Origin of the sequence: Bacillus sp. 3255 (genome assembly GCF_031456485.1) — a bacterium.
Taxonomy (GTDB): Bacteria; Bacillota; Bacilli; order Paenibacillales; family NBRC-103111; genus Paenibacillus_E.
In genome coordinates, this window is record NZ_JAVDUS010000015.1 from 32,533 (window position 1) to 55,800 (window position 23,268).

Below are 23,268 nucleotides of genomic sequence, written 5' to 3' on the forward strand. Positions count from 1 at the left end.
GTTGAAGGGAGAGTCTCTATGTACACGGCAGGTATTGATATAGGTACAACCTCCATCTGTGTCGTCGTCACCGGGATAGCCGATGGCCGTGTGGCGGCCGTCCGATCTATGGCGAACGATGCTTCCCTGTATTCGAAATGCGATTGGGAACGTACCCAAAGTGCGGAGCGAATCACAGCAGTTGTGCGGGCACTCATCGAGGCGTGCGGGGACGTCTGGAACGACGTTCGAACGATTGGCATTTCGTGCCAAATGCACGGCGTTCTGTATGTGAACGAGGAAGGCAAGGCCGTTAGCCCGCTATACACGTGGCAGGACGGCCGCGGCGATCTCCCTGCGCGGTCGGGAGGCACATATGCGTCTGAACTGCAGGCCCGCACGGGTTATGAGCTACACACCGGCTATGGCTTGACGACGCACTATTATTTGACGGAGCAAGCTCAAATCCCGCGCGGAGCGGTCAAGCTCTGTACGATCGGCGATTATGTGGCCATGCAGCTTGCAGGCGCGAAGACGCCGCGAATCGACAGCTCGAACGCTGCGAGTCTGGGGCTGTATGACTTGCAAGCGGGCCGGTTCGACCGGGAGCAAGCGGAAGCCGCCGGAATGGACGCCGGGTATTTGCCGGAGCTTGCCAACGGCAGCCCGATTGCCGGCGAGACGGCTGACGGGAAACGGGTGCACTGGGCGATTGGCGACAATCAAGCCAGCTTCCTGGGCGCAGTTCCTGCCTTCGAAGGCACCCTGCTCCTCAATATCGGAACCGGGTCGCAGGTATCCGTATATTCGCCCCGGTATCTGACATGTCCGAGGCTGGAAACCCGTCCGTTCATGGATGGCGGCTACCTGCTCGTGGGAGCTTCGCTGAGCGGCGGGAAGTCGTATGAGCTGCTGGAGCGATTCTTCCGCGAAGTCGTTGCGGTATTCGGCGGAGATGCGCAGCGAACCTTGTACGAGACCATGAACCGTCTGGCCGAAGAAGCGTTGGCGGATCCGGCGGCGGGATTGCGCGTCGGCACCCAGTTTTACGGAACTCGCGAGGAGCCTGGCCGAAGAGGTACCATTGCCGGGATCGGGCCGGACAATTTCCATCCGAGGGCGCTGACGGCAGCATGTCTCCACGGCATTCTGGAGGAATTGGACGGGTACACGAAAGAGCTGCCACCTGCCGTGATCGCCGGGCTGACGAGACTGGCGGCTTCCGGTAACGGGATCCGCAAGAACAAGGCACTGCAGCGAATGGCAGCCGCTCAATGGGCGCTGCCGCTGAGCGTGGCCGGCGTGAACGAGGAAGCTGCCTTCGGCGCAGCCGTTCATGCCGCCGTCGGCAGCGGGTACTTCGGCAATTACGAGAAAGCACTGCAAACGATGCAAAGGAGCGACTCATATGACAACGAAACTTGCCATCATTCACACGACCCCGGTAACGGTGGATAGTTTAAAGGCGCTGGCTGCGGAATTGCTGCCCGGCGTTCCCGTTATGAACTGGGTGGACGATTCCATCCTGCCGCAGCTTGCGGCGAACGGCGGGAATATCGGCGAGATTGAAGACCGCTTCCGCCAATATGCGCTGATCGCCCAGCGGACAGGCGCGTCCTGCATACTCAGCGCATGCTCTTCGATCGGCGAGCTGGCGGCCCGCGTGCAGCCGCATCTCGATATTCCGATCGTCCGCATTGACGAGGCGATGGCGGAATACGCCGTTAATTCGGCTCACACTGTCGGTGTCGCCGCAACGTTGGAGACGACGCTACAGCCGACGCAGCGGCTGATCTCCGGGAAAGCCGAACAAGCCGGCAAATCCGTTCGCATCGAATCGGTCGTGGCGAAGTCCGCGTACCAGAAGCTGCTCGCCGGAGACAAAGAGGGACATGACGAGGAGCTAGCCGCCGTTCTTCGCAATTTGGCGGCCAAGACGGACATTGTCGTGCTGGCGCAAGCTTCAATGGCCAGAGTCATCTCGCAGTTTGCACCCGAAGAGCAAACGAAGTTCCTCAGCTCGCCGCGTCTGGGCATGCTGCGGGTGAAACAGGTAATCGGGCAATTGTAGGCATTTATATATAGTAGTTTATAGACCGTATAGAAAGCTTATAGAAAGCTTATAGAGCGTATAGAGAGAAAACAACGGATAACAAAGGAGAGCAAACCATGACTAAACTATCTGCGAATTCACACGTTATTACTTTGAAAGAAGCTTTGGAGGTGGCGGAATCCAATCATTTTGCCATCGGTTCCTTCTCGCCGCGTTATACGCCGATGATTGCCGCCGTTCTGAAGGCCGGCCAGCTGGCCAATTCGCCGATGATCGTGCAAATTTCGCATAAAGAACTGATCCGTTACGGCATTACGCCTGCGGAATTCGGGGAAGAATTTTATCGCCAGGTGGAGGAGCTGCACATTACGGTGCCTGTTGTCCTTCACTTGGACCACACCAAAGAGCTGGAAACGATTAAAGACGCGATTGAAGCCGGCTTTACATCGGTTATGATCGATGCTTCGGAGAAGCCCTTTGATGAGAACGCCGCCATATCCAAAGAAGTTGCCGATTATGCCCACACGAAGGGTGTTTCCGTTGAAGCGGAACTCGGCATGATCGGAACGACCGATTTCGTCGAAACGGACAAGGATGAAGAGCTGTATACGGACCCGGAGGAAGCACAGAAGTTCGTAGGCATGACCGGCGTTGATGCGCTTGCGGTATCTTGCGGCACGGCGCACGGCGTCTATGTCGTGAAGCAGCCGAAGATCGACTACGAACGGCTGATGAAAATCCGCGAGCTGACACCTGTCCATCTCGTGCTGCACGGCGGCTCCGGGGTGCCTTCGGAGATGATGCGCAAGGCCTACCGGCTGCCGGGCGGGGGCGTCAGCAAAGTGAATATCGCCACGGATCTGGAGCTTTCCCTGCTGAAGGCGCTCGGGCGCGAAGAGCGGATGACGAATGAAGAGTGCAAGAACTTGCCGCCGGAGCAGCTGCAGGCCGGACGCGACGCCGTGACGCAGACGGTGATGGAAAAGATGCGGGAGTTTCTGAGCTCTGCAGGCCAAGCGAATGTGTTCAGCAAATAACGAGGAGGATTCCCGAGATGAAAGAAAATAAATTGTACATGATAGGCAACGCGCATCTGGATCCGGTATGGCTGTGGCAATGGCAGGAAGGATTTCAAGAAGCGAAAGCCACTTTCCGTTCGGCGCTTGACCGGATGAATGAATCGGAAGATTTTATTTTCACATCCAGCTCGGCTGCGATGTACGAATGGATCGAGAACAACGAGCCGTCCATGTTCGCGGAGATCAAGCAGCGCGTGAAGGAAGGGCGCTGGAACATTGTCGGCGGCTGGTGGATTCAACCGGATTGCAACATTCCGAGCGGTGAATCGTTCGTTCGCCAAGGGCTGTACGGACAGCATTATTTTAAAGAGAAATTCGGCGTAACGGCGAAGGTCGGTTACAACGTGGACAGCTTCGGACATAACGGCATGCTGCCGCAAATTTTGAAGAAGAGCGGTATGGACTACTATGTCATGATGCGCCCGATGCCGAATGAGAAAGGGCTGCCAAGCCGCCTGTTCATCTGGGAATCGGATGACGGCTCACAAGTGATGACGTTCCGCATCATGTATGAATATTTGTCTTGGGGCAAAGATTTGGAAAATCATGTCCGCAGATGTCTGGGCGAATTCAAAGAGCCGCTGAACGAATTGATGCTTTTCTACGGTGTCGGCAATCATGGCGGCGGACCGACGAAGGAAAATATCGAGAGCATTCGCCGCATGAATGCGGACCCGTCCTTGCCGAAGCTGGAGTTCTCCACGCCGGATGCGTATTTCAAAGAAATGGAAAATAGGAATTTGCAGCTTCCGGTCGTTCACGATGATCTGCAGCACCATGCCAGCGGCTGTTATGCGGCGCACTCCGGGATCAAACACTGGAACCGCAAGGCGGAAAACCGTCTGATAACGGCAGAGAAATATTCAGCTTTGGCTTCTTGGATTACGGGCCAGAAGTACCCGGCTGAGTTCAAGCAAGCTTGGAAAAATGTGCTGTTCAATCAATTCCACGACATCTTGGCGGGAACGAGTCTTGAGCCTGCATATGAGGATGCGATGTATCTGTACGGGGAAGCGATGGCGATTGCCGACCGTTCCTTGAACTATGCGGTTCAGTCGCTGTCATGGAGCATTGGCATCGAACAGGACGTCGCGATGAAGCCGATCGTCGTCTTCAACCCGCATGCTTGGGAGAGCCGGGTGAACGTCGAGCTCGAAGTCGGCGGCATCAAGCCGACGACCGTTCTGCTTGACGACCAGGGCAATCAGGTGGCGTTCCAGACGGTTCAATCCCAAGCGTCCGCGAATGGCCGCTTCCGCTTGAGCTTCATGGCCGATCTTCCGTCGATGGGCTACCGCGTCTACAAACTGTTCGCAGAATCCGCTTCGCATAAAGCGGTTGGCGAGCCCATTCAGGCCAGCGATTTAGTAATGGAAAACAAACGTTTCCGCTTGGAGTTCGATAAAGAAACGGGATATATCAAAAGCTTGTACGACAAGAAGAACGATCATGAAGTGCTGAAAGGCGACGGCGCGAAGCCGGTCGTCTTGGACGACAAATCGGATACTTGGAGCCACGATGTGCTGCACTTCAACCAAGCGGCCGGCGCTTTCACGGCGAAGAGAGTGTTCCGCGTCGAGCACGGACCGGTGAAATCGGTCATCCGCGTTGTCAGCGAATACGGCAATTCCAAGCTCGTACAGGATTTCGCCATGTATCCGGACCGCGATCAGATCGATGTGCAAGTGATGGTCGATTGGCGCGAATCGTTCAAAATGCTGAAGCTTGTGTTCCCGGTGAACGTGATTTTCAGCAAGCAAACGTATGAAATCCCTTATGGGACGATTGAGCGCGAACATAACGGCGAAGAAGAGCCGGGCTTGACGTGGATCGATTACTCGGGCGTCACGCGCAAAGGAAATATCATGTACGGATTAAGCCTAATGAACGATGCCAAATACAGCTACAGCATGCATAATCAAGATATGGCGATGACGGTGCTGAGAAGTCCGATTTATGCGCATCATGTGCCTTATGAGCCGGATCCGAACGGGGAATACTCGTTCATTGATCAAGGGATTCAACGCTTCTCTTACGCGCTGCTGCCGCATGAAGGCACGTGGGAGCAGGCGGGTACGGTGAAGCGCGCTGCGGAACTGAACTGCAAGCCGGTCGCTGTCATCGAATCGTTCCATGAAGGCCCGCTCGCCCAAACCGATTCGTTCGTTCGGGTGAACAAGGAGAACATCATCGTGAGTGCGATCAAGCAAGCGGAAGATAACGACGATCTTATCGTGCGGGTCTACGAAACGAACAAATCGGCGACAACCGCGACCGTCGAACTGCCAAGATGGAAGCGCGTCATCAAAGCGGACTTCAAGCCATGTGAAATCAAGACGTTTCGTGTGCCGCACAATCCGGAATTGCCGGTCAAGGAAACCAATATGCTGGAATGGGATGTGGAATAAATGGAAGCATCGGTTTGGCGGCAGCTGCAAGAAGCCGGTCGTTACATGCTGAACAATGGATTAGCTTGGGGAAACGCCGGCAACATCAGTGCGCGAACCACTGACGACCATTATTTGATTACGGCAAGCGGAACCGACCTCGGGGAGCTGAGCGAGCATGACTTCGTCGAATGCTCGCTATCGCAGGGCACCCTGGCCGCCGCCTCGGGCAAGAAGCCGTCGAAGGAAGTACCTATGCATCAGGCGATCTACGAGTTGCGTCCGGATGTCGGTGCGGTGCTGCATGCATCACCGTTCTACAGCACGATGCTCGCCTGCTCGGATGAGAAGATTCCCTCGGAATGGTTTGTCGAAACGATGTACTACCTGGAGCGCATCGAACGTGTTCCGTATTTTCACCCGGGCTCCCGCGAGCTGGGTGAAGCGGTGCGGGACAAAGCTTGCAAAGCGAACGTATTATTTCTTGACAATCACGGGGTGCTTGTTTACGACAAGAATGTGAAGGAAGCGCGTATGGCGATGCATACGCTCGAAATGGCTTGCCGCATGTACGTCACGGCGAAGAGCTCGGGGATCTCCCTGCGCAAGCTGCCGGAGGACGTCGTGCAAAGCTTCTTGAACGAATCGGGCTACAGGCCGAGAAGGAGGTTCGCCGAATGATCGGAATTGTTGCCGACGATATTACGGGAGCTAATGATATCGGCATTATGTACGCCAAGGCGGGGCTTTCCACGCACGTCTATCCGATGGAAATGTGGGACAGCCAGAGCGCGAACGAGCCTGATGTGCTTGTGCTGGATACGCACTCCCGACTGGATATGCAAGATGAGGCGTACCGCAAAGTTTATGAGATGACATGCAAGCTGCGGGAAGCGGGATGCACACGGTTCATTAACAAAACGTGCTCTGTATTTCGTGGCAATATCGGTGCTGAATTTGATGCGATGCTGGATGCCTTAGGGGCATCCTTTGCCGTTGTGGCGCTCGGCTTCCCCAAGAACGGGCGAACGACATTAGGCGGCATCCATTATGTGCATGGCAAAAAATTGGAGGAATCGGAATTCCGTCACGATCCCGTGCATCCGATGCTTCAGTCCGATTTGGTTCATATTCTACAGGCGCAAACGGATCGCTCCGTAGGACTTGTAACCATCGAGAAGGTGGATGCGGGGGAAGAGGAATTGAAAGCCGATTTGGCCGCTATGAAGCAGGCCGGCTTTCACTATGTCATCGTGGATGTGCGGGACCAGCAGTCGTTGAAAACGATTGCGAGAGCGGTACGGCATGAGCCGATTGTATGCGGAAGCTCAGCTTTGGCCGAGGAGCTCGCTCTGCTTGAACAGCCGCATGCAGCTGCCGGCACGGCGGAGCAGGCGCTTCCCGAGCTGGGAAGAACGGCTGTGCTGTGCGCCGCAGGAAGCTTGATGCCGCAGAGCGCCGCGCAGATCGCTTACGCGAAGCAGGCCGGCGTCCATACGCTGGAGCTGGAGTCCATGCAGCTCTTCGTTGAGTCGGAGAAGCGTGCGCACTGCAAGCATTTGGTGCAGGAGGCTTCCAAGCTGCTGGAGGGAGGGCGCGATGTGCTCATTCACGCCTCGAACAGCCCGCTCCATGTGGCGGCAACGAAGACGAGAGGCCGTGAGCTGGGCTTCAGCAACACGGAGGTGTCGAGGCTCGTCTCCGATGCGCTATCCAGCGTCGTGCAGGCGGTTGTCGAAGCGACGGACCAGAGGAGGCTGCTTATTGCCGGCGGGGAAACATCGGCTGCGGTATGCGGGAAGCTGGGTGTCAGCGGCCACCGCATCTGGCAGGAAATCGAGCCGGGGCTGCCTTCCTGCCTGTCGCTTCAGACGCCGCCTCGCTTCCTGGTGCTGAAATCAGGCAGCTTCGGCAGCGAATCCTTTTTCATAGAAGCAATCAACCATTTGAAACAAACTTCAATTTAACGGTAGAGAGGAGCATGGCATATGAGTGAGACGTTCGAGAGGCTGATGGTGAAATATCCGGACTTGGAGCCTTGCCGTGAGTCGATAAAAGCTGCATTCGAGGCGATGAAGCTGTCGTATGACAGAGGAGGCAAGATGCTGTTGGCCGGCAACGGAGGCAGCGCTGCGGACTGCGAGCATGTCGTAGGCGAACTGATGAAGGGCTTCATGTCTCCGCGCAAGCTTCCCAAGGAGAAGAGAGAGCTGATGATGATCCACGGGGAGGAGCAGGGACGCTACTTGGCGGACCATCTGCAGGGCGCGCTGCCGGCTATTTCGCTCGTGAGCCATACGGCTTATGCAACGGCATTCAATAACGATGTGGCGGCCGACATGGTATTTGCGCAGCAAGTGTACGGGTATGGCCGGCCGGAAGACACGCTCGTCGTATTCAGCACATCCGGCAACTCCTCCAATATCGTCCATGCGGTACAAGTAGCCAAAGCGCTGGGCGTTACGACGATCGGTCTGACCGGAGCAGGCGGAGGCCGGCTGAACGAGCTTTGCGACGTCATCGTCCGCGTTCCTTACAGCTCGACCCCGGACATCCAGGAGCGCCATCTGCCGATTTACCATGTGCTGTGCATGATGCTGGAGGAGGCTTTCTTCGCATGAGCCTCTTACTCGGCGGTATCGATATCGGAGGAACGAAATGTGCGGCCGTACTCGGTACGAGCACGGAGAATTCCGTACAAATTCTGGATAAAATCGCTTTCCCGACGCCGGGAACGCCGGCGGAAGCGCTGGCCAAGCTCGCGGATGCGCTGGAGCAGCTGCTTGAGCGTCATCGGGGATCCCTGCAGGCGATCGGCATCTCCTGCGGCGGCCCCCTGAGCAGTAAAGACGGCCTTGTACTCTCTCCCCCTAATCTCCCGGGATGGGACCGGATTGATGTCTGTACGCCATTCCGCACGCGCTTCGGCGTGCCCGCCGGCCTGCAGAATGATGCGAATGCTTGCGGACTTGCCGAGTGGAAATGGGGAGCCGGCCGAGGATCGCAGAACATGGTGTTCCTGACGTTCGGAACCGGCATGGGTGCCGGACTCATTCTTGGCGGCCGCCTGCATGCGGGAGCGAACGATATGGCCGGCGAAGTCGGACATATCCGGTTGACGGAAGACGGGCCGGCCGGTTACGGGAAGAATGGCTCTTTCGAAGGGTACTGCAGCGGAGGCGGCATCGCCAAATTGGCGCAGCAATTGTTGGATAACGGGGGAAGCGCTGCGGCGGCGTCCAGCCTAGGGGCAGGCGAATTGTCAGCCAAGGCGGTGTTCGAAGCCGCACATGCCGGCGATGCGCTCGCCCTGGAGGCCGTGCGTATCGTCGGCAAGCAGTTGGGCCGCGGGCTGGCGATTCTCGTCGATGTGCTCAACCCCGATACGATTGTGATCGGCAGCATTTATGAACGGCAGGAGTCGCTGCTCGCCCCGCTGGTGCAAGAAGAGCTCGCCCGTGAAGCTTTGCCGCTGCCGCTCAGCGTCTGCCGGATCGTTCCGTCCGGACTTCGGGACCACGTCGGCGATGCGGCCAGTTTGTCGGTCGCGCTTCATGAATATGAATTACAGCGGAAGTAGAGGAGAGGTATCCATGGTGCAAAGTGATAAAGATCTAAGGGGCGTACTTGGCCGTATCGCCGTTTCGGTGACGCCGGACTCCGGCCCCGTTCTGCCGCTGCCTGGCAAAGAGAGTGTAGAGCATTCGGGCATGGATTCATTCGGGGCCTATTTGGAATCGCAGCAAATATACCGGAACGAAGAAGAGACCGCTGTCGTGACGTTGAAGCTTCGCGTCTATGACACCTTCGTTTTGGGCTCCGTCCAAGGCCAGTTCAATAACGCGAACGATTTTGGCAAGCAGCTTTGTTTTGCCGGACAGAACGGCATCATCCTACAGGCTGGGGAGATGGCTCAAGCGGACGGCTTAATGGCCAACTACCAGCATAAAGATTGGTGGACGCGGCCTCACTTCAGCCGAGAGTGGTCCGCCTTGCCGGAACGCACGCAATCCGTGCTGTGGCGGCAAGGGGAAGCTTACTACCACTTGCTGCCGGTATGCGGTCCCGTGTTCCGCACGGACGTATGCGGCGGAACGTCCGGGTTGCAGGTTCGCGTCTCTTCCCATCAAGGCGGAAGAACGGCGTGCGAGGCATTCTCGTTCGTGCTCGGAACAGGCAGCGATCCGTACGAGCTCGTAGAGCGCCATGTGCAGATTGCGCTCCAAACGCTCGATTACCCTACGCTGCCTCGCGCGCAGAAGCCGTACCCGGAGATCCTCGATTCCTTGGGCTGGTGCTCTTGGGATGCCTTCTATCATCAAGTCAACGAAGAAGGGTTGCTTCGCAAAGCGGAGGAAATGAAAGCGGCAGGCCTGCCTGTCCGCTGGGTCATGATTGACGACGGTTGGTCGCAAATTACAGACAGGAAGCTGGCCGGCTTCGATGCGGATCCGGACAAGTTCCCGCAAGGGCTGGGGCATACGGTCCGTGAGCTCAAGACGCAGTTCGGCATACGTTGGGTCGGTGTATGGCATACGATTGCCGGTTATTGGGGCGGGATTCATCCCGAGTCTCCGCTGGCCAAACAATACAGCGGCTACTTGTACAGCAACGCCAAAGGCAGCTTGATTCCGTATCCGGACGCCGGCCGGGGATTCGGCTTCTGGCATGCCTGGCATTCCTACCTGGAGCGGCAAGGGGTCGATTTCGTCAAAGTCGACAGCCAGAGCGCTGTTTTGAATTTCACCAAGCACGAGAAGGCGATCGGCGAGGCGGCGGCTGCCGCTCATCAAGCATTGGAAGCTTCGGCATCGCTGCATTTCAACAATACGATCATCAACTGCATGGGGATGGCTGCAGAGAATATGTGGCACCGCCCCAAATCGTCCGTTTCCCGCAATAGCGACGATTTTGTTCCGCAGGATGCATACGGCTTCGCCGAACACGCCTTGCAGAATGCTTACAATTCGTATTATCACGGCGCGTTCTACTATGGCGATTGGGACATGTACTGGACCAAGAACCACGACGATATTCAAAATGCGGTGCTTCGCTCCGTTAGCGGAGGTCCTGTCTATTTCAGCGACGCGCCGGGGAATACGGACGCTTCGAAAATATGGCCGCTCATTTACCGCGACGGCAGCATCATTCGCTGCGAGCAGCCGCCAAGCCCGACGGCGGATTGCTTGTTCCTGGATCCGATGCAGGAGAAGGTGCCGCTCAAGCTGTGGAACAAGGCGCAGGGCTCGGGTGTCGTCGCCGCTTTCCATATCGGCAAATTCACGGATGCCGTGACAGGCACTGTCGGTCCGTCCGACGTTCCGGGGCTGTCTGGCGATTCCTTTGTTCTGTACGAGCATTTCTCAGGCCGTATGCACAAGCTGCGTGCGGGCGAAAGAATGACTTTCGAGCTGCAGCCAGGGCAATGTGCGCTGTATGTCATTGTGCCGGCTAGGGGTGCGGTGACGCCGATCGGTTTGACCGAGAAATACATCGCGACCGACGCCGTGCAGCATGTGAAGGATGAGGGGAATACCGTTTCTCTTCAATTGAAGGAAGGCGGTAAGTTCCGTTTCGCCGCAGTCTCCGGCTCCGCAGACGTGAGCGTAAACGGGAAGGCGCTTGCCGTTAAAGCTGTCGGCGGCGGTCTCTTCGAGGTGGAAGTGCCGCAGGATGGCGACAATTGGCAGGTTATTCTGACTGCCAAGCCTTAATGGGGATAACGGGGTGAGCTGGCATGAACAAGACGATGAGATGGGAAGCCCGCATTCCGCAGCTGGGAGCGGCGGACGTCGTCATTATCGGGGGATCTCTGGCAATGGAAGAGGATAGCGAATCCATCCTGCGGGAAGTGAAGGTGCATTCGAACGTTTTGTCATTTTTGCATAGATGAGGTGGCTTCATGTTAGTAGCGCTGGATATCGGAACGACGAATATCAAAGCCGGGGTTGTCAGTGAAGACGGGAAGCTGCTGGCTGCTGCGAGCAGGCCGAACCGGAAGCATCAACACGAGCAGGGTTATATGTATTATGACCCGCAGGAGCTGTGGGGGACGCTCTGTGAATTAATTCGTGAAGTCTCCGGGACAACAGCCGGTATAGGAGCAGTACGGGCTATCGGCATTACGAGCATGGCGGAGAGCGGCATGCTGGTGGATCGCCGGACGGGAGCCGCCAAGTCGCTGATCATCCCCTGGTTCGAAACATGCTCGATCCCCCAGGAAGCCCGGATCAAACGGGAACTGGACACGTACGAGCTTTTCTGTCAAAGCGGTCTGCACCCTTCCTTCAAGCAAGGGCTCTCGAAGCTGCTGTGGATCCGGGAGACGCAGGAAGATGCGCTGAGGGATTGCGTATGGCTGTCGGTATCGGCGTTTGCAGCGTACCAGCTCACAGGCCGCTTCGCCGAAGAAGAGACGCTTGCAGCCCGCACGCTTGCTTACCGCATCGATGAGCGGAAGTGGAACGCTCCGCTGCTGCGGCATTTCGGCCTGGACGCAAGTTTGTTTCCGCCGGCGGTGGAGACCGGAGCTTCCGTCGGAAGCGTGCAGCCTGATATCGCCGGCCATCTCGGACTCGGCGCGGATACGGCCGTATGCCTCGCCGGACATGACCATGTCTGCGCTTCGCTCTCTATCGGGGAGCGGGAGCGCGGGCAGGTCTATAACTCGATGGGCACGGCCGAGACGCTCGTCGGCAGCTTGGCAACACGGCCGCTCGGGCAGGCGGATTATGATTCGGGCCTGGCGTTCGGCCTGCACCCGCTGCCGGGGCAAATGTTCTGGATGGGCGGCCACTCCGCCTCCGGCGGCTCGATCGAGTGGCTGAGGGGCTTGCTGGATGCGGGCGATATGTCGTATGCCGATATCATGAGCCTTCTGGACCGCGTGCCGGCGGGACCGACGGGGATTCTGTTCTACCCGTACTTGTCCGGCTGCGGGGCGCCTTCCGTCGACGCCTCGGCGAGGGCGGCGTGGATCGGACTGTCCGCACGCCATCAGCGCGGAGACATGTTCAAGGCAATTCTGGAAGGCAACGCCTTCCAGATGGAATGGATGCGGCAGGAAGCCGAGCTCATCGGCGGCGAGCCGGTTCGCCGGCTGGTCGTTGTCGGCGGCGGCGCCAAGAACCGCCACTGGCTGCAGATCAAAGCCGATGTATCCGGCATCGAGCTGGAGCAGCCGGAGCTGCCCGAGGCGACGCTGCTTGGGGCTGCGCTAACCGCAGGTGTCGGCTGCGGCGTGTACGCTTCATACAGCGAGGCGATTAGGGCGCTCCCTGCCGGGAACTCGCACGTGTATAAGCCCGACCCTGCGGGGCATGAGGCGTATCGCGCCATGATGGAGGCTGGCTTCTCGCCGCTGCGGCCGCTGCTGCTCGGCTATGACCGGTGGCTGAGCGGGCAGATGCAGCGATGAGAACGCATCGCTGTATGCCGTTTCTGCCACGAGTGCCTGCTATCGGACACCAGTGCGCTTATTTGGGCATTTTGAGGCGATTACGCCTCGAAAATGCCCAATAGCGTTCCTGGTGTCCGTTCCATTTACCGCCGATTAACGAATACGGTCCGTAAGCCGCAAGCCGGCCGAGGGACCGCGCCGTTCACCCCCCGTTCTTCTTCCTTCGAAACCGCGTGACGATATACATCAACGGCAAATAGCCGAAAATTAAGATCATCCCGATCCGCTCATAGACGTTGTTCAACGCTTGCAGCCGGGAGTAGTCTTTGACAACGAGCTGCGCGATCACGAACAACGCGAGGATGATCCATAATGTAACGGATGGCTTCGCCCGCACGGACAGCTTCAAACTATGGCATGCTGCCCATAGACTTAATGAAATGTTGGCCAGCATCTTAATAAACCAAATGGAGATGACGAGATATTCCACCCGCTGCATGAGCGGGAATTGCATAATGGATATCATGTTCAAGGTCGGCCAGATGATATGAACGATTTGACCTTCACTGTAGTACATGAACGAACTCAAGCCCACTTGCAAATACATGAGCGTTGCCGTGAGAACGGCGCCATGCGCCCATTTTTGCGATTTGGCCGGTGTCTGAATGAACGGATAGACGAGCAGCAGCACCTCGAACCCCAGGAAATAAGGAATCATGGTATGCGTGGACCTGACTATTTGTTCAGCGGAATGATTCCAGACCGGCAGTAAATTTTGCGGATGAAATTCAGGGATCAGCCGTATCGTCAGCGGAGCGATAAAGAGGAATGTGCTGACAGCCCCCCAGAAGCACAGACCGGCAACCGTACGAAAGCCGCCGGATACCGCATAATAAATGAGCAGGAAGATGATGAGCGCAATCGGCATCATTTGCATGGCGGGAAATATCCACACCTGGAGCACTTCCAAATACGTGCGGAACGTCGAGAAAGCGCCAAGGATGAAATGGCAGGCGAGAGCCAGATTCAACACGGTCCCCGCCAGCTTGCCGAACGTAGTCCGGTTTATCTCGACGATCGTCGTATTCGGCGTATGCCGGCTGGATAATATTTGGAACATCAACCAGATGAAAACGTGCATCGTGACTCCGGTAATTAATATTGAAGTCCAGGCATCGTATCCGGCGCTCTTCACAATTTCCCTTTGAAAATACATCATGCCGGCATCGACAATGCTCGTATAGATCACAAAAAAGAGCAAATAAGGAGAAGCGGCGAATTTGTCACGAACTGTGTTCGGCATGCTTGGAATTCCCCCTGTACATATAACCTTGCTGCCACCCTATAGCTCTCCGACACCGCTCTGCACGATCGCTAAGTCGACGTTAACCTTTGTTTTTAGCTGTGAATAGGAAGCCTGAAAATCTTGTTCATTCCAGTTCCTCGTTCTGCTTCTGACGAAGTCGCCAAGCCCGAGCGGATCGACCATCTTGGTTTGACACAGCTGAATGAAGTCCTCACATTGTTGGGCCAAATAAGAAGATAGCTGTTGTTCAAACTGATTCATCTCGCTTTGGGTCTCCAAATGCAGCCAACTGGGGATATCTTTGACGAGCACCTTGAGCTTCAGTTGAAAAACCACGGCAGGCTCCGTATTTGACGTATCGTAACGATAGCGTATGGATGAGGAGATGTTCTTCACGAGCACGTAATCATGAATCGTTGATTTGTCGCCTTTCATCGGCATGAGCAGACTCCCGCTGCGGGTTGATTGGGTGAGCAGCTTCAGCAGGAATGCTTCGCGGATGCTCACTTTGGTTTCAAATTTGTCACCCTTGAACAGGGCTAGCCCGTCAATCTTCACGGTGCCGCTCTCTAATGTGAAGAAGGGAAGGTAGAAGTCCCGCCCCTTACCATAATGGTCGAACAGGATCTGCTGAAAATTCATTTTGGGAAGATTGCCGGATTCAATGTTTTGCTCGACCATGTTCGTCAAATAGAGCGATTCCTGCGATTTATTAGCTATCGCGAGCAGCTTGTGAGCCTCGATCTCCGACACGCCCATCTGGATGCGGGCGGAAATTTTGGCGTCACGGCAGAAGCTGCCGATAACGGGACCGATGCCTTGCTCTGCGTATGTTTTAGAGAAGAGCACCAATCCCATTTGGCCGTACTGTATCGTTTTGTTCGTCTTCGTGTTCAACCGGGGAATCATATCGAAGCTGGAATCAGAGCTCGTCATCAGCAGCTGCGGATTCGCTTTTCCTTTTTCCGTATAGTTGGCTGTATTGACCGAGCAGAGCGAACGGCCGTCTATCAGGTCATAGCCTGCAGTTTGGACAAGCTGGATTTTGTTGATGACTTGCTGGTTGCCGCACGCGGACACAGTCAAACAAGCGATCAAAGTGATTGCCGCTCTAGAGATCATACAGCGTTCATTTTCCTTTCTGACGGTCATTCCTGTTCCCAATCGCTTTTCTTTTTGATCCGTTTCGGAATATAGCGCAGGATCGTTTCGGGCTTCAAATAAGAGGGCCGCATATTGGTAATTTCATAGTTGGAACGTATGAAGCTGTCTCTCAGATCCTTAGGCCGCAGCGGATAGATCGGGACGGTATACGGGCTGCCCACCGATTTCAGTCTTGTGATATGGATCAAAATAAAACAAATTCCGAAGAACAAGCCGATGCTGCCCCAGAACGAGGCCAAAATGATGACCGGAAACCGCAAGAAGCGGATGGTGTTGGACATCTTGTAGATCGGAGTTGCGAACGAAGCCAAGGCGGATAAGGACACGATGATGATCAAAATATTGCTGCATAAAGCCGCTTCAACCGCTGCTTGTCCGACAATAATACCGCCGACGATACCGAGCGTCTGGCCGATCTTGGTGGGCAGCCGGGCTCCGGCCTCGCGGAGGAACTCGATCGTGATCTCCAGGAAGAGCACCTCCAGCACGGGCGGGAACGGCACATTTTGCCTGGAGAGAATCAACGGCGGAAGCAAGTCCTGCGGAATAACCTCGTAGTGAAACGTCGTGATCGCGACATACAAGGCCGAGGCGAACACCGAGAAGAGGACGCCGAGAATGCGGATTATCCGGAAAAAAGAGCCGAGCATCCAAGGCAAATAGTAGTCTTCCGGCGAGATGAAGAAATCGTACAGGGTGGATGGTCCTGTGATGAAATAAGGAGACCCGTCGCTGATCACGGCGACCTGGCCGGAGATCAGCGAATAGATCACCCGGTCTCTGCGTTCGGTGGAGACGAACAGCGGAAAAGGGGACCACGAATTGTCCGAAATGATCTGGTCGAGCTGCGATGTATCGAATACAACCTCAAAATCGAGCGTGCGCAGCCTGTCTTCAATGACAGCCACGTTATCTTGATTGGTTACGCCATCGATATATACGATCGCTACCCGGGAATTGGACATGCTGCCGAGACTCAACGTCTTCACAATCAGATTGGGAACGGCGATTTGACTGCGAATGAGGTGCAGGTTAATGTCCAAATCCTCGACGAAGCCGACCTTCGGACCGACTACGCTAAATTCGTTATCCGTGTCGTTGTTTTTGCGCAGCCCTTCTTTGCTTGTTAACGGAACCAAGGCGCAGAGCCCGCTATGCTCCGTCAACCTGACGATGGCGGACCCTTTGAACAGCATGCTCTGAATGTCTTGTATGCAATCCGTAATTTGAATGCCGTCGATCGTGAGGAGACGCTTAAGATCCTCTAAGTCGTGAATCTCCGCCGCGCAGCTCTCCATCGCGCGCAGCAGCTGCTCCTGCAGCAGTTTCTCGTCGATCAACGTCTTGTAATAGCAAATGCTCAGCGGAGGCTGTGTGAATGAAACCGTACTGACGGTGAAGTCGCTGGACCGCTTGGCGAGCGCGAGGAGGTGTTCGATATCCTGGGCTTCCGTTTTCAGCATCGCGCATGTCATCCATTCATTCTTTTTGTTGGTATTTTTTTGTAAAGGCCCTTTTTTTATACATCGGCTCCCGGGAAAATTGCACTGGCAGATCTGAAGATACGCTAACTTCTAAGTAAGAAACGATAAGCTCTGCGTGTGCTCTGGAAGTATAGTAGACATGTAAGCATAAATAGTCTGGGGAGGCATAAGACGATGAGCGGATTGACGAATGAAGAGGTAGCATTTTATCGGAAGAACGGGTATTTGCTTCACCATAAGCCTTTATTTTCAGCGGACCAACTGGCGGAATTGACTGGTATTTTCGAGGATCAGCTTGCGCAGAAGGGCAGCAAACTGTCCGATGAGCTGGATACGCCGCATTTCCGCGATGAGAGGCTGCTGAAGTTTCTGCTATCGGATGAAGCCCTTGATTTGGTCGAGCCGCTTCTTGGAGCGAATATCGGGTTATGGTCGAGCCATTTCATCTGTAAGGATCCTTTCGTCGGCCGAGCGACGCCATGGCATGAGGATTCCGCTTATTGGAAGGGCCGTGTAGACCGGCTGGATAAAATTGTGACGATCTGGCTCGCGATTGACCCGAGCACGAAGGAGAACGGCTGCATGCAGGTGCTTCCGGGCACGCATGACAACGAGTTCTCGGAGTATGAGGCCGTGGACGGGACGAAAAATTTGTTCAGCACGCAAATTAAAAATTTGGATAAATCCGGAGCCGTCCATTTCGAGCTGGCGAGAGGCGAATGCTCGCTGCACGACGCACGGATTGCGCACGGGGCGGATGCCAATAAGAGTCCGTACCGCCGGTGCGGCTATACGATGCGTTATTTCGCAACGGATACGAAGGTATTTCCCGAGAAGAACCGCAATTTCAAGGTTTGGCTGGCCAGGGGCAAAGATCTGGCAGGAAATCAGTATGCCAATGTGTAAGTGAGTTAGAAAAAGAAAGGAGGAGGCTACATGCGCAGAAAAGTTCAGCCTCAGCGGTTAATGAACGACAAGTACATGCATCCGTCCGCATCCTTTCATATCTATTCTCAACAGGTAGACCGTCTGTGTGAGCTTCATTGGCATGAATTCTATGAGCTCTGCTTCGTTCTATCCGGACATGGGCGCAACGTCGTGAACGGTGTCTGTTATGAGCTGCATCCGGGCAGCTTGTTCCTGCTGACTCCGGCCGATTTCCACGAAATCGGTCCTCATGGTTCGGAGACGCTGCATCTATATAACCTCGTATTTTCCGACGAGCTGTTCAGCGAAGAGCTGAAAGCCGTGTTTTTTCAAGAAGCGGGAGCCTACTGGAATGCCGATATGACGGGATGTTATCCGGCTGTCGAGTCCGAGTTCCGGCTCATTTGGGAAGAATCGCAAGCCCTGGGCATCGGACACAAGCTGATCGTCAGAGGTGCATTGGAGCGTATTTTGCTGTATACGGCAAGACAGACGAGAACCGGCGGGGATAAAAAAAGAAACCCGCAGCACCCCGACGTGCACCGGGCTTTGCTCCATATTCATCATCATTTCCGGGAAACGATTTCCTTGGAAGAAGCGGCTAAGCATGCAGGGCTTGCGCCTAACTATTTCTCCCAGCTGTTCCGCCAAACGACCGGTATCCCGTTTCAAACGTATTTGCAGGATCTCCGGCTGAAATTCGCGAAGTCGCTGCTGATTTCCTCGGATTATCCGGTTACGGAAATATGCTATGCCTCAGGCTTTCATACGTTGACGCATTTCGAGCGGGTGTTCAAGCAGCGCTTCGGAGAGACGCCGAGAACGGTGCAGAAGGCGAGAAAACAAGGTTGATAGGTAAGGTAGGCTGTGCTATACTCTAGGCAACTTTTGGAAACAGAAGGGATCATGGGATTACAGGGGAGGAAGCATCGCATGTCAGCATGGATTAGTCAAGGAGACATCGTTTTATTTCAAGGGGACAGCATTACGGATGCAAACCGCAACCGCGATAACGGCAGTGATCTGGGCAGAGGCTATGCCTTGATGGCAGCAGGCCAATTTGCGGCCAAATATCCGGAGAAGCAGGTTCAATTCCTGAACCGGGGAATTTCCGGCAACCGCGTCGTCGATTTGCAAAATCGTTGGGAGCAGGATTGCTTGAATTTGAAACCGAATGTCGTATCCATCTATATCGGAATTAACGACACTTGGAGACGATATGATCGCAATGACCCGACTTCAACGGAGAAGTTTCAAGCAGGCTACCGCGATATTTTGACGCAAACGGCAGAGACAGGCGCCAAGATCGTCATGATCGAGCCATTCGTGCTGCCCGTTCCGGAAGACCGCACAACGTGGAGAGAAGATCTGGATCCGAAAATTACCGTCGTACGTGAGCTGGCCAGAGAGTTCGGCGCTCGTCTTGTCTGCTTGGACGGTCTATTCGCCGCTGCTTCGACTCGAGCTGAAAGCGCATTCTGGGCGCCGGACGGCGTGCATCCGTCTCCTGCCGGACATGCTCTGATCGCCAAAGCTTGGCTGCAGGCTGTCGGGGCCATCGAATAAGGCTGGCTCATTCATTCAGCCACAGGCCATATTGCTGGCGATACTGCACGGGAGTGAGACCGGATTTGGCTTTGAACATCCGGGTGAAATAGTTGGCGTTGTCGACGCCAAGCTCATACGAAATTTGTGAGATAGGCTTCACGCTTGTAGCGAGAAGCCTTTTTGCTTGTTCAATTTTCAAGCTATGAACGAAGTGCAGCGGTGCTTGTCCCGTCTGCTTGATGAACAGCTTGCGCAGATGCGAATCGCTGAGCTGCACCAGCTCGGCAAGTTCCCTGATTTCGGGCATGCGAGACGGATGGGAGAGCAAATAGTGAATAATCGTATGAATCCGGTTATCCATATGCGAATAAGGAGAGATCGGCTGCTCCGGCATCTCGCGGTTCATGAGCTCATACAGCATACGCAGGAGCGATGATTGCATCAGTAAGGAAACGAATGGGGACGTATCCCCGATATGCGTGACCATATCTTGGATTAAGGGCCCCAAGCTGTGCACGTTTTGATCGAAAACAACCGGCAAATTCAGCACATGCCCCCAGCTCCGGTTGCTGAGCAGCGCAATCTCCGCATCGAAATTAATGCTCGTTAGCGACAGCTCGCTGGATATGGCCCGGTAGCTGATATCCGTATGGGCCGGCAAAATGCAGAGCTGGTTTTCCTTGCACGTATACCGGATTTGATCGACCTCGAGCAGGAAGCTGCCCTTCTGCACGATCCAAAGCACCGAATGATGAAGCGTACGGTGGCTGGCCTGCCATTTGTAATCCAATTCATAGTGTTTGATATGCAGAAACCGGATGCTGAGCGAATCGATGATCAATTGATAGGAGTTCAAAGAACCAGCCACCTCGCTTTATATGGAATCGTTTGTGCTCATTGTAGCATGACCGTAAGTTGGATTGAAAGCGTTCTCGCGTCTAGTCTTGTGTTTGCGGAACGACGCCTCGGATCGCTTCATTGCGATTGAGACGGTCTTCTCCGTGTACCAGGTACGTGCGGATTCTGGACGTATCTCCACCCCATTCGTCCATCAGAAATTTCACTTCAGGCGTCGTATACCGCACCGAGAAGGCGACGCGCGGGATATTGGAGTTGTTTCTCTCCGAACCGTGGAACGTCGCTTCATTGAAGAAGGCGATTTGGCCGGGTGACATCTCCAGATCGACGGCTTTCGATTCATCGATCGCTTCCGCCGGCAAGCCTTCGGAGAACGCGCTTTGATCCGTTCCGGTATCGACATGCTCCACATGATCTCGGTGCGTTCCCGGAATGACGCGCAGACAACCGTTCTCACGAATCGACCAGCCCAGACTTACCCAAGCGGTAGCATTGATGGCGGGGTCCATCGGCCAGTAATTGATATCCTGATGCCAAGGGATGAACTTATCGTTATTCGGCTCTTTGTACCAGAAATGCATGGCCCACAGGACCAAATCCTCGCCGAGAATTTGTTTCATGGCTGCGACAATGCTCGGGTGCGTGGCAAGTTCGTAAGCCCAGCGATGGCGTTGATGCCATGCGGATAAATTCACTTTGGTCGGCCCCGGTTCGAATTTGGACTGCTGAATGACCTCGAAGAAACGGTTATAGTACATATCGGCTTCCTGAAGAGATAGCCCTTGAATCGGGCCGCTGTAGCCCTCCTCGCGGAATTGTTCGATGGAAAAGGCGCTTCCTTTGGTAATCATACATATAACCTCCCGTAGGATATGATTTAGATTCGTTGAATTACCTTCATTGTAAAACGCAGCCAGCGGAATGATAAGTGATGAAAACGATCAAGAGTAGCACAAAACGATCATTGGAAGACGGGGGATGAACGGGAGCTGCACATATGTAGAAAAAGGGAGGACTTTGTAAAGAATTGGCGAATAGTATACGTTGCAAACATAAGGATGTTGTTAACGTTAAGGGGTCGGCAGATGAAAAAGACACTAGATATTGAGTTACTCCTGCACATGCTGGATGATATAGAGGATTCGATTTATGTGATGAGCGTGGATGGTTCCGATTTACGATACTTTTATGTCAATCGTGCGGCGTCCAGATTTAGCGGCGTTACGATGGAAGAAGCCGGGCGGACATTTTTTGAAGCGAACACCAGCCAAATGGCGAACTATTTATATAAAAAATATAAGCGAGCTGTCGATGAACGGCGAAGAATTCGATACGAGGATGGCGTCGTATTGCCTAACGGCCTGCTTAGCGGGGAAAGCATTCTGACGCCGATCTTTGGCGAGGACGGCCAAGTCCGGTTCATTTTCTCGGTGACCAGGGATATTACGGAGCGTAAGAAGCACGAAAATTTGTTGTATGAATACGCCTATCACGACGAGCTGAGCAAACTGGTTAACCGCCGGTATTTGATGGAGCATGTATCGGGAGCTTCTGCCCTGTATTTGTTGGATTTGGACTATTTCAAAAATATTAACGATATGTTCGGTCACGATGTAGGCGATACCGTGCTGATCCAAGTCGCGGACCGGCTTACGGAACAATTCGGAGAGCCCTACACGCTTGTACGGCTGGGCGGAGACGAATTCATCGTGGTGGAGCAGCGCAATTCCGGCACCGTGGAAGATACGGCCGAACGAATCATTCGGCTGTTTCACGAGCCGTTTAGCGTGAATGACCGGTCTTTGAAGCTTAGCGCCAGCATCGGCGTGTCCCGGCGCACCGAGAATGAAACGCTGCAGACGCTGTTGAAGCAAGCGGATATCGCCTTATATAAGGCGAAGAGCGCGGGCAGGAGAAGGTTCCACATTTACGAAGCCGCTTACAAATACGATCATGTCGAAAATTTCATCCATGAGTTGGCGCTCTCTCAAGCTATCGAGAAAGAGGAGCTGCATCTGCAATATCAGCTCATCTGCCATCCGGGGCGCCGGGAGGTTATCGGTGCGGAAGCGCTGCTGAGGTGGAACTGCGGGAAGCAGGGGTTCATTCAGCCGAATCGGTTTATTCCGGTAGCGGAGGATACGGGCTTAATCGTGGAGATCGGCTACTGGGTCATCCGGCAAGCTTGCAAGGATTGGCACCGGCTAATGAAGGCGTACGGTCCGGCGTTCAAAGTGTCGGTCAATATATCCAGGGTGCAATTGAATGAACCGGATTTTGGAAGCCGGGTGATGCGCATTACAGCCGAGGAGGGCGTGACTCCCCAGTCGGTGGAGCTGGAAATTACGGAGAGCGCCACCGTTCACTCCATGCAGGACGTGAAAATGACGCTGCGCGAGCTGCGGGCGCACGGCTTTACGATTGCGCTGGACGATTTCGGCACCGGCTATTCGTCGCTAAGCATGCTAACCTTGCTGCCGATCGATAAATTGAAAATCGACCGATCCTTCATCGCCGACGGCAATGTGCCGTTGATTACGGCGATCCTGGCGATGGCACAAGCGCTCAACCTGCTCGTCATTGCGGAGGGCATTGAGACGGAGGAGCAGTGTGCGATGCTGCAGGAATTGAACTGCTGGGGGCTGCAGGGCTATTACTTCAATAAGCCGGTTGATTGGGGAGACCTGCCTGCGCCGGGGGATTTGTTCGGGAAGGTGCAGGTCGGTAATTGAAGGAAGGTGCCGAGGGGGGGGCGGTGTGTGGGATGAGTCGGCCCCTACGCACCTGCGCCGCGTGTCCAAAGGAGAGGCCGTCTGTTGTGACGACAACAAGCATTCCGGTGAGTCACGCAGCAATCCTGGCTTATCTGGCAACGTGATGCGCCAAGGGATGATGTCATGTCCTCCTGACGGCGAATAACAGGAAATACTCCCTCTAATCGCTGAGCGATTGCGTTATGTTGGATGCATAACTGGAAAAACTTCCGCCAGGCACATACCGATCGCGTTATGTTGGATGCATAACTGGAAAAACTCCCGCTAATCGCTTCCCGATCGCGTAGTTTGGGTTGCATAACAGGAAATA

The 23,268-nt window shown here is 54.9% G+C and carries 20 protein-coding genes; 15 read left to right on the forward strand and 5 right to left on the reverse strand.

The features are described from left to right. The first annotated feature begins 18 nt into the window (after window positions 1-18). From J2X61_RS21525 to J2X61_RS21575, 11 genes are all read left to right on the forward strand, one after another. A complete protein-coding gene (locus tag J2X61_RS21525) occupies window positions 19-1,437 on the forward strand; it encodes a sedoheptulokinase (RefSeq protein WP_310190469.1) in 1,419 nt (472 codons plus the stop codon). Next, complete coding sequence (locus J2X61_RS21530) at window positions 1,388-2,050, forward strand: aspartate/glutamate racemase family protein (RefSeq protein ID WP_274467812.1); 663 nt, start codon at window positions 1,388-1,390, stop codon at window positions 2,048-2,050. The genes J2X61_RS21525 and J2X61_RS21530 overlap by 50 nt, the downstream gene beginning before the upstream one ends. 98 nt (window positions 2,051-2,148) lie before the next feature. Beyond that, entirely contained in the window at window positions 2,149-3,069 is a 921-nt protein-coding gene (locus J2X61_RS21535) for a class II fructose-bisphosphate aldolase (RefSeq protein ID WP_274467813.1), read from the forward strand. Between the two features lie 17 nt (window positions 3,070-3,086). After that, window positions 3,087-5,519, forward strand: a complete 2,433-nt coding sequence (locus J2X61_RS21540; protein WP_274467814.1) for an alpha-mannosidase — start codon at window positions 3,087-3,089, stop codon at window positions 5,517-5,519. After that, window positions 5,520-6,179, forward strand: coding sequence for a class II aldolase/adducin family protein (locus J2X61_RS21545; RefSeq protein WP_310190473.1), 660 nt, complete (start codon window positions 5,520-5,522; stop codon window positions 6,177-6,179). After that, window positions 6,176-7,465 (forward strand): four-carbon acid sugar kinase family protein, encoded by a 1,290-nt coding sequence (locus J2X61_RS21550; protein WP_310190476.1) that lies wholly within the window; start codon window positions 6,176-6,178, stop codon window positions 7,463-7,465. The genes J2X61_RS21545 and J2X61_RS21550 overlap by 4 nt, the downstream gene beginning before the upstream one ends. A 21-nt stretch (window positions 7,466-7,486) precedes the next feature. Next, on the forward strand, window positions 7,487-8,119 hold the full coding sequence (locus tag J2X61_RS21555; RefSeq protein ID WP_310190479.1) for a D-sedoheptulose-7-phosphate isomerase: 633 nt from the start codon (window positions 7,487-7,489) through the stop codon (window positions 8,117-8,119). After that, entirely contained in the window at window positions 8,116-9,078 is a 963-nt protein-coding gene (locus J2X61_RS21560) for an ROK family protein (RefSeq protein WP_274467818.1), read from the forward strand. The genes J2X61_RS21555 and J2X61_RS21560 overlap by 4 nt, the downstream gene beginning before the upstream one ends. A 13-nt stretch (window positions 9,079-9,091) precedes the next feature. Then, window positions 9,092-11,212 carry a Sip1-related alpha-galactosidase gene (locus J2X61_RS21565; protein ID WP_310190482.1) on the forward strand — a complete coding sequence of 707 codons (2,121 nt, stop codon included), beginning with the start codon at window positions 9,092-9,094 and terminating at the stop codon, window positions 11,210-11,212. A 23-nt stretch (window positions 11,213-11,235) separates the two neighbouring features. Then, the gene (locus J2X61_RS21570; RefSeq protein ID WP_310190484.1) at window positions 11,236-11,391 is read left to right on the forward strand and encodes a hypothetical protein; all 156 of its coding nucleotides are present in this window, start codon (window positions 11,236-11,238) and stop codon (window positions 11,389-11,391) included. Between the two features lie 9 nt (window positions 11,392-11,400). Further along, window positions 11,401-12,915: an FGGY-family carbohydrate kinase gene (locus J2X61_RS21575; RefSeq protein WP_310190487.1), complete on the forward strand. Its 1,515-nt coding sequence runs from the start codon at window positions 11,401-11,403 to the stop codon at window positions 12,913-12,915. A gap of 184 nt (window positions 12,916-13,099) precedes the next feature. On the opposite strand, the gene J2X61_RS21580 is transcribed toward J2X61_RS21575, so the two are convergent. From J2X61_RS21580 to J2X61_RS21590, 3 genes are read right to left on the reverse strand one after another with little or no spacing between them, the layout of a single operon-like run. Continuing rightward, entirely contained in the window at window positions 13,100-14,200 is a 1,101-nt protein-coding gene (locus J2X61_RS21580) for a GerAB/ArcD/ProY family transporter (protein ID WP_310190490.1), read from the reverse strand. A gap of 39 nt (window positions 14,201-14,239) precedes the next feature. Beyond that, a complete protein-coding gene (locus tag J2X61_RS21585; protein ID WP_310190492.1) occupies window positions 14,240-15,355 on the reverse strand; it encodes a Ger(x)C family spore germination protein in 1,116 nt (371 codons plus the stop codon). Next, a complete protein-coding gene (locus tag J2X61_RS21590; RefSeq protein WP_274467824.1) occupies window positions 15,352-16,830 on the reverse strand; it encodes a spore germination protein in 1,479 nt (492 codons plus the stop codon). Before J2X61_RS21590 ends, J2X61_RS21585 begins: the two co-directional genes overlap by 4 nt. Window positions 16,831-17,025: 195 nt before the next feature. On the opposite strand from J2X61_RS21590, the gene J2X61_RS21595 reads away from it, so the two are divergent. From J2X61_RS21595 to J2X61_RS21605, 3 genes are all read left to right on the forward strand, one after another. Further along, window positions 17,026-17,757 (forward strand): phytanoyl-CoA dioxygenase family protein, encoded by a 732-nt coding sequence (locus tag J2X61_RS21595; RefSeq protein ID WP_310190495.1) that lies wholly within the window; start codon window positions 17,026-17,028, stop codon window positions 17,755-17,757. 30 nt (window positions 17,758-17,787) lie between these two features. Beyond that, on the forward strand, window positions 17,788-18,630 hold the full coding sequence (locus J2X61_RS21600) for a helix-turn-helix domain-containing protein (RefSeq protein WP_310190497.1): 843 nt from the start codon (window positions 17,788-17,790) through the stop codon (window positions 18,628-18,630). An 81-nt stretch (window positions 18,631-18,711) separates the two neighbouring features. Next, entirely contained in the window at window positions 18,712-19,344 is a 633-nt protein-coding gene (locus J2X61_RS21605) for an SGNH/GDSL hydrolase family protein (protein WP_310190500.1), read from the forward strand. Between the two features lie 7 nt (window positions 19,345-19,351). On the opposite strand, the gene J2X61_RS21610 is transcribed toward J2X61_RS21605, so the two are convergent. Together J2X61_RS21610 and J2X61_RS21615 are read right to left on the reverse strand one after the other, a co-directional pair. Next, on the reverse strand, window positions 19,352-20,182 hold the full coding sequence (locus tag J2X61_RS21610; protein WP_274467828.1) for a helix-turn-helix domain-containing protein: 831 nt from the start codon (window positions 20,180-20,182) through the stop codon (window positions 19,352-19,354). Window positions 20,183-20,264: 82 nt separating this feature from the next. Then, window positions 20,265-21,035: a phytanoyl-CoA dioxygenase family protein gene (locus J2X61_RS21615; protein ID WP_274467829.1), complete on the reverse strand. Its 771-nt coding sequence runs from the start codon at window positions 21,033-21,035 to the stop codon at window positions 20,265-20,267. Between the two features lie 234 nt (window positions 21,036-21,269). Between J2X61_RS21615 and J2X61_RS21620 the strand changes: the two genes are divergently transcribed. Continuing rightward, entirely contained in the window at window positions 21,270-22,916 is a 1,647-nt protein-coding gene (locus J2X61_RS21620; RefSeq protein ID WP_274467830.1) for a putative bifunctional diguanylate cyclase/phosphodiesterase, read from the forward strand. The last annotated feature ends 352 nt before the right edge of the window (window positions 22,917-23,268 follow it).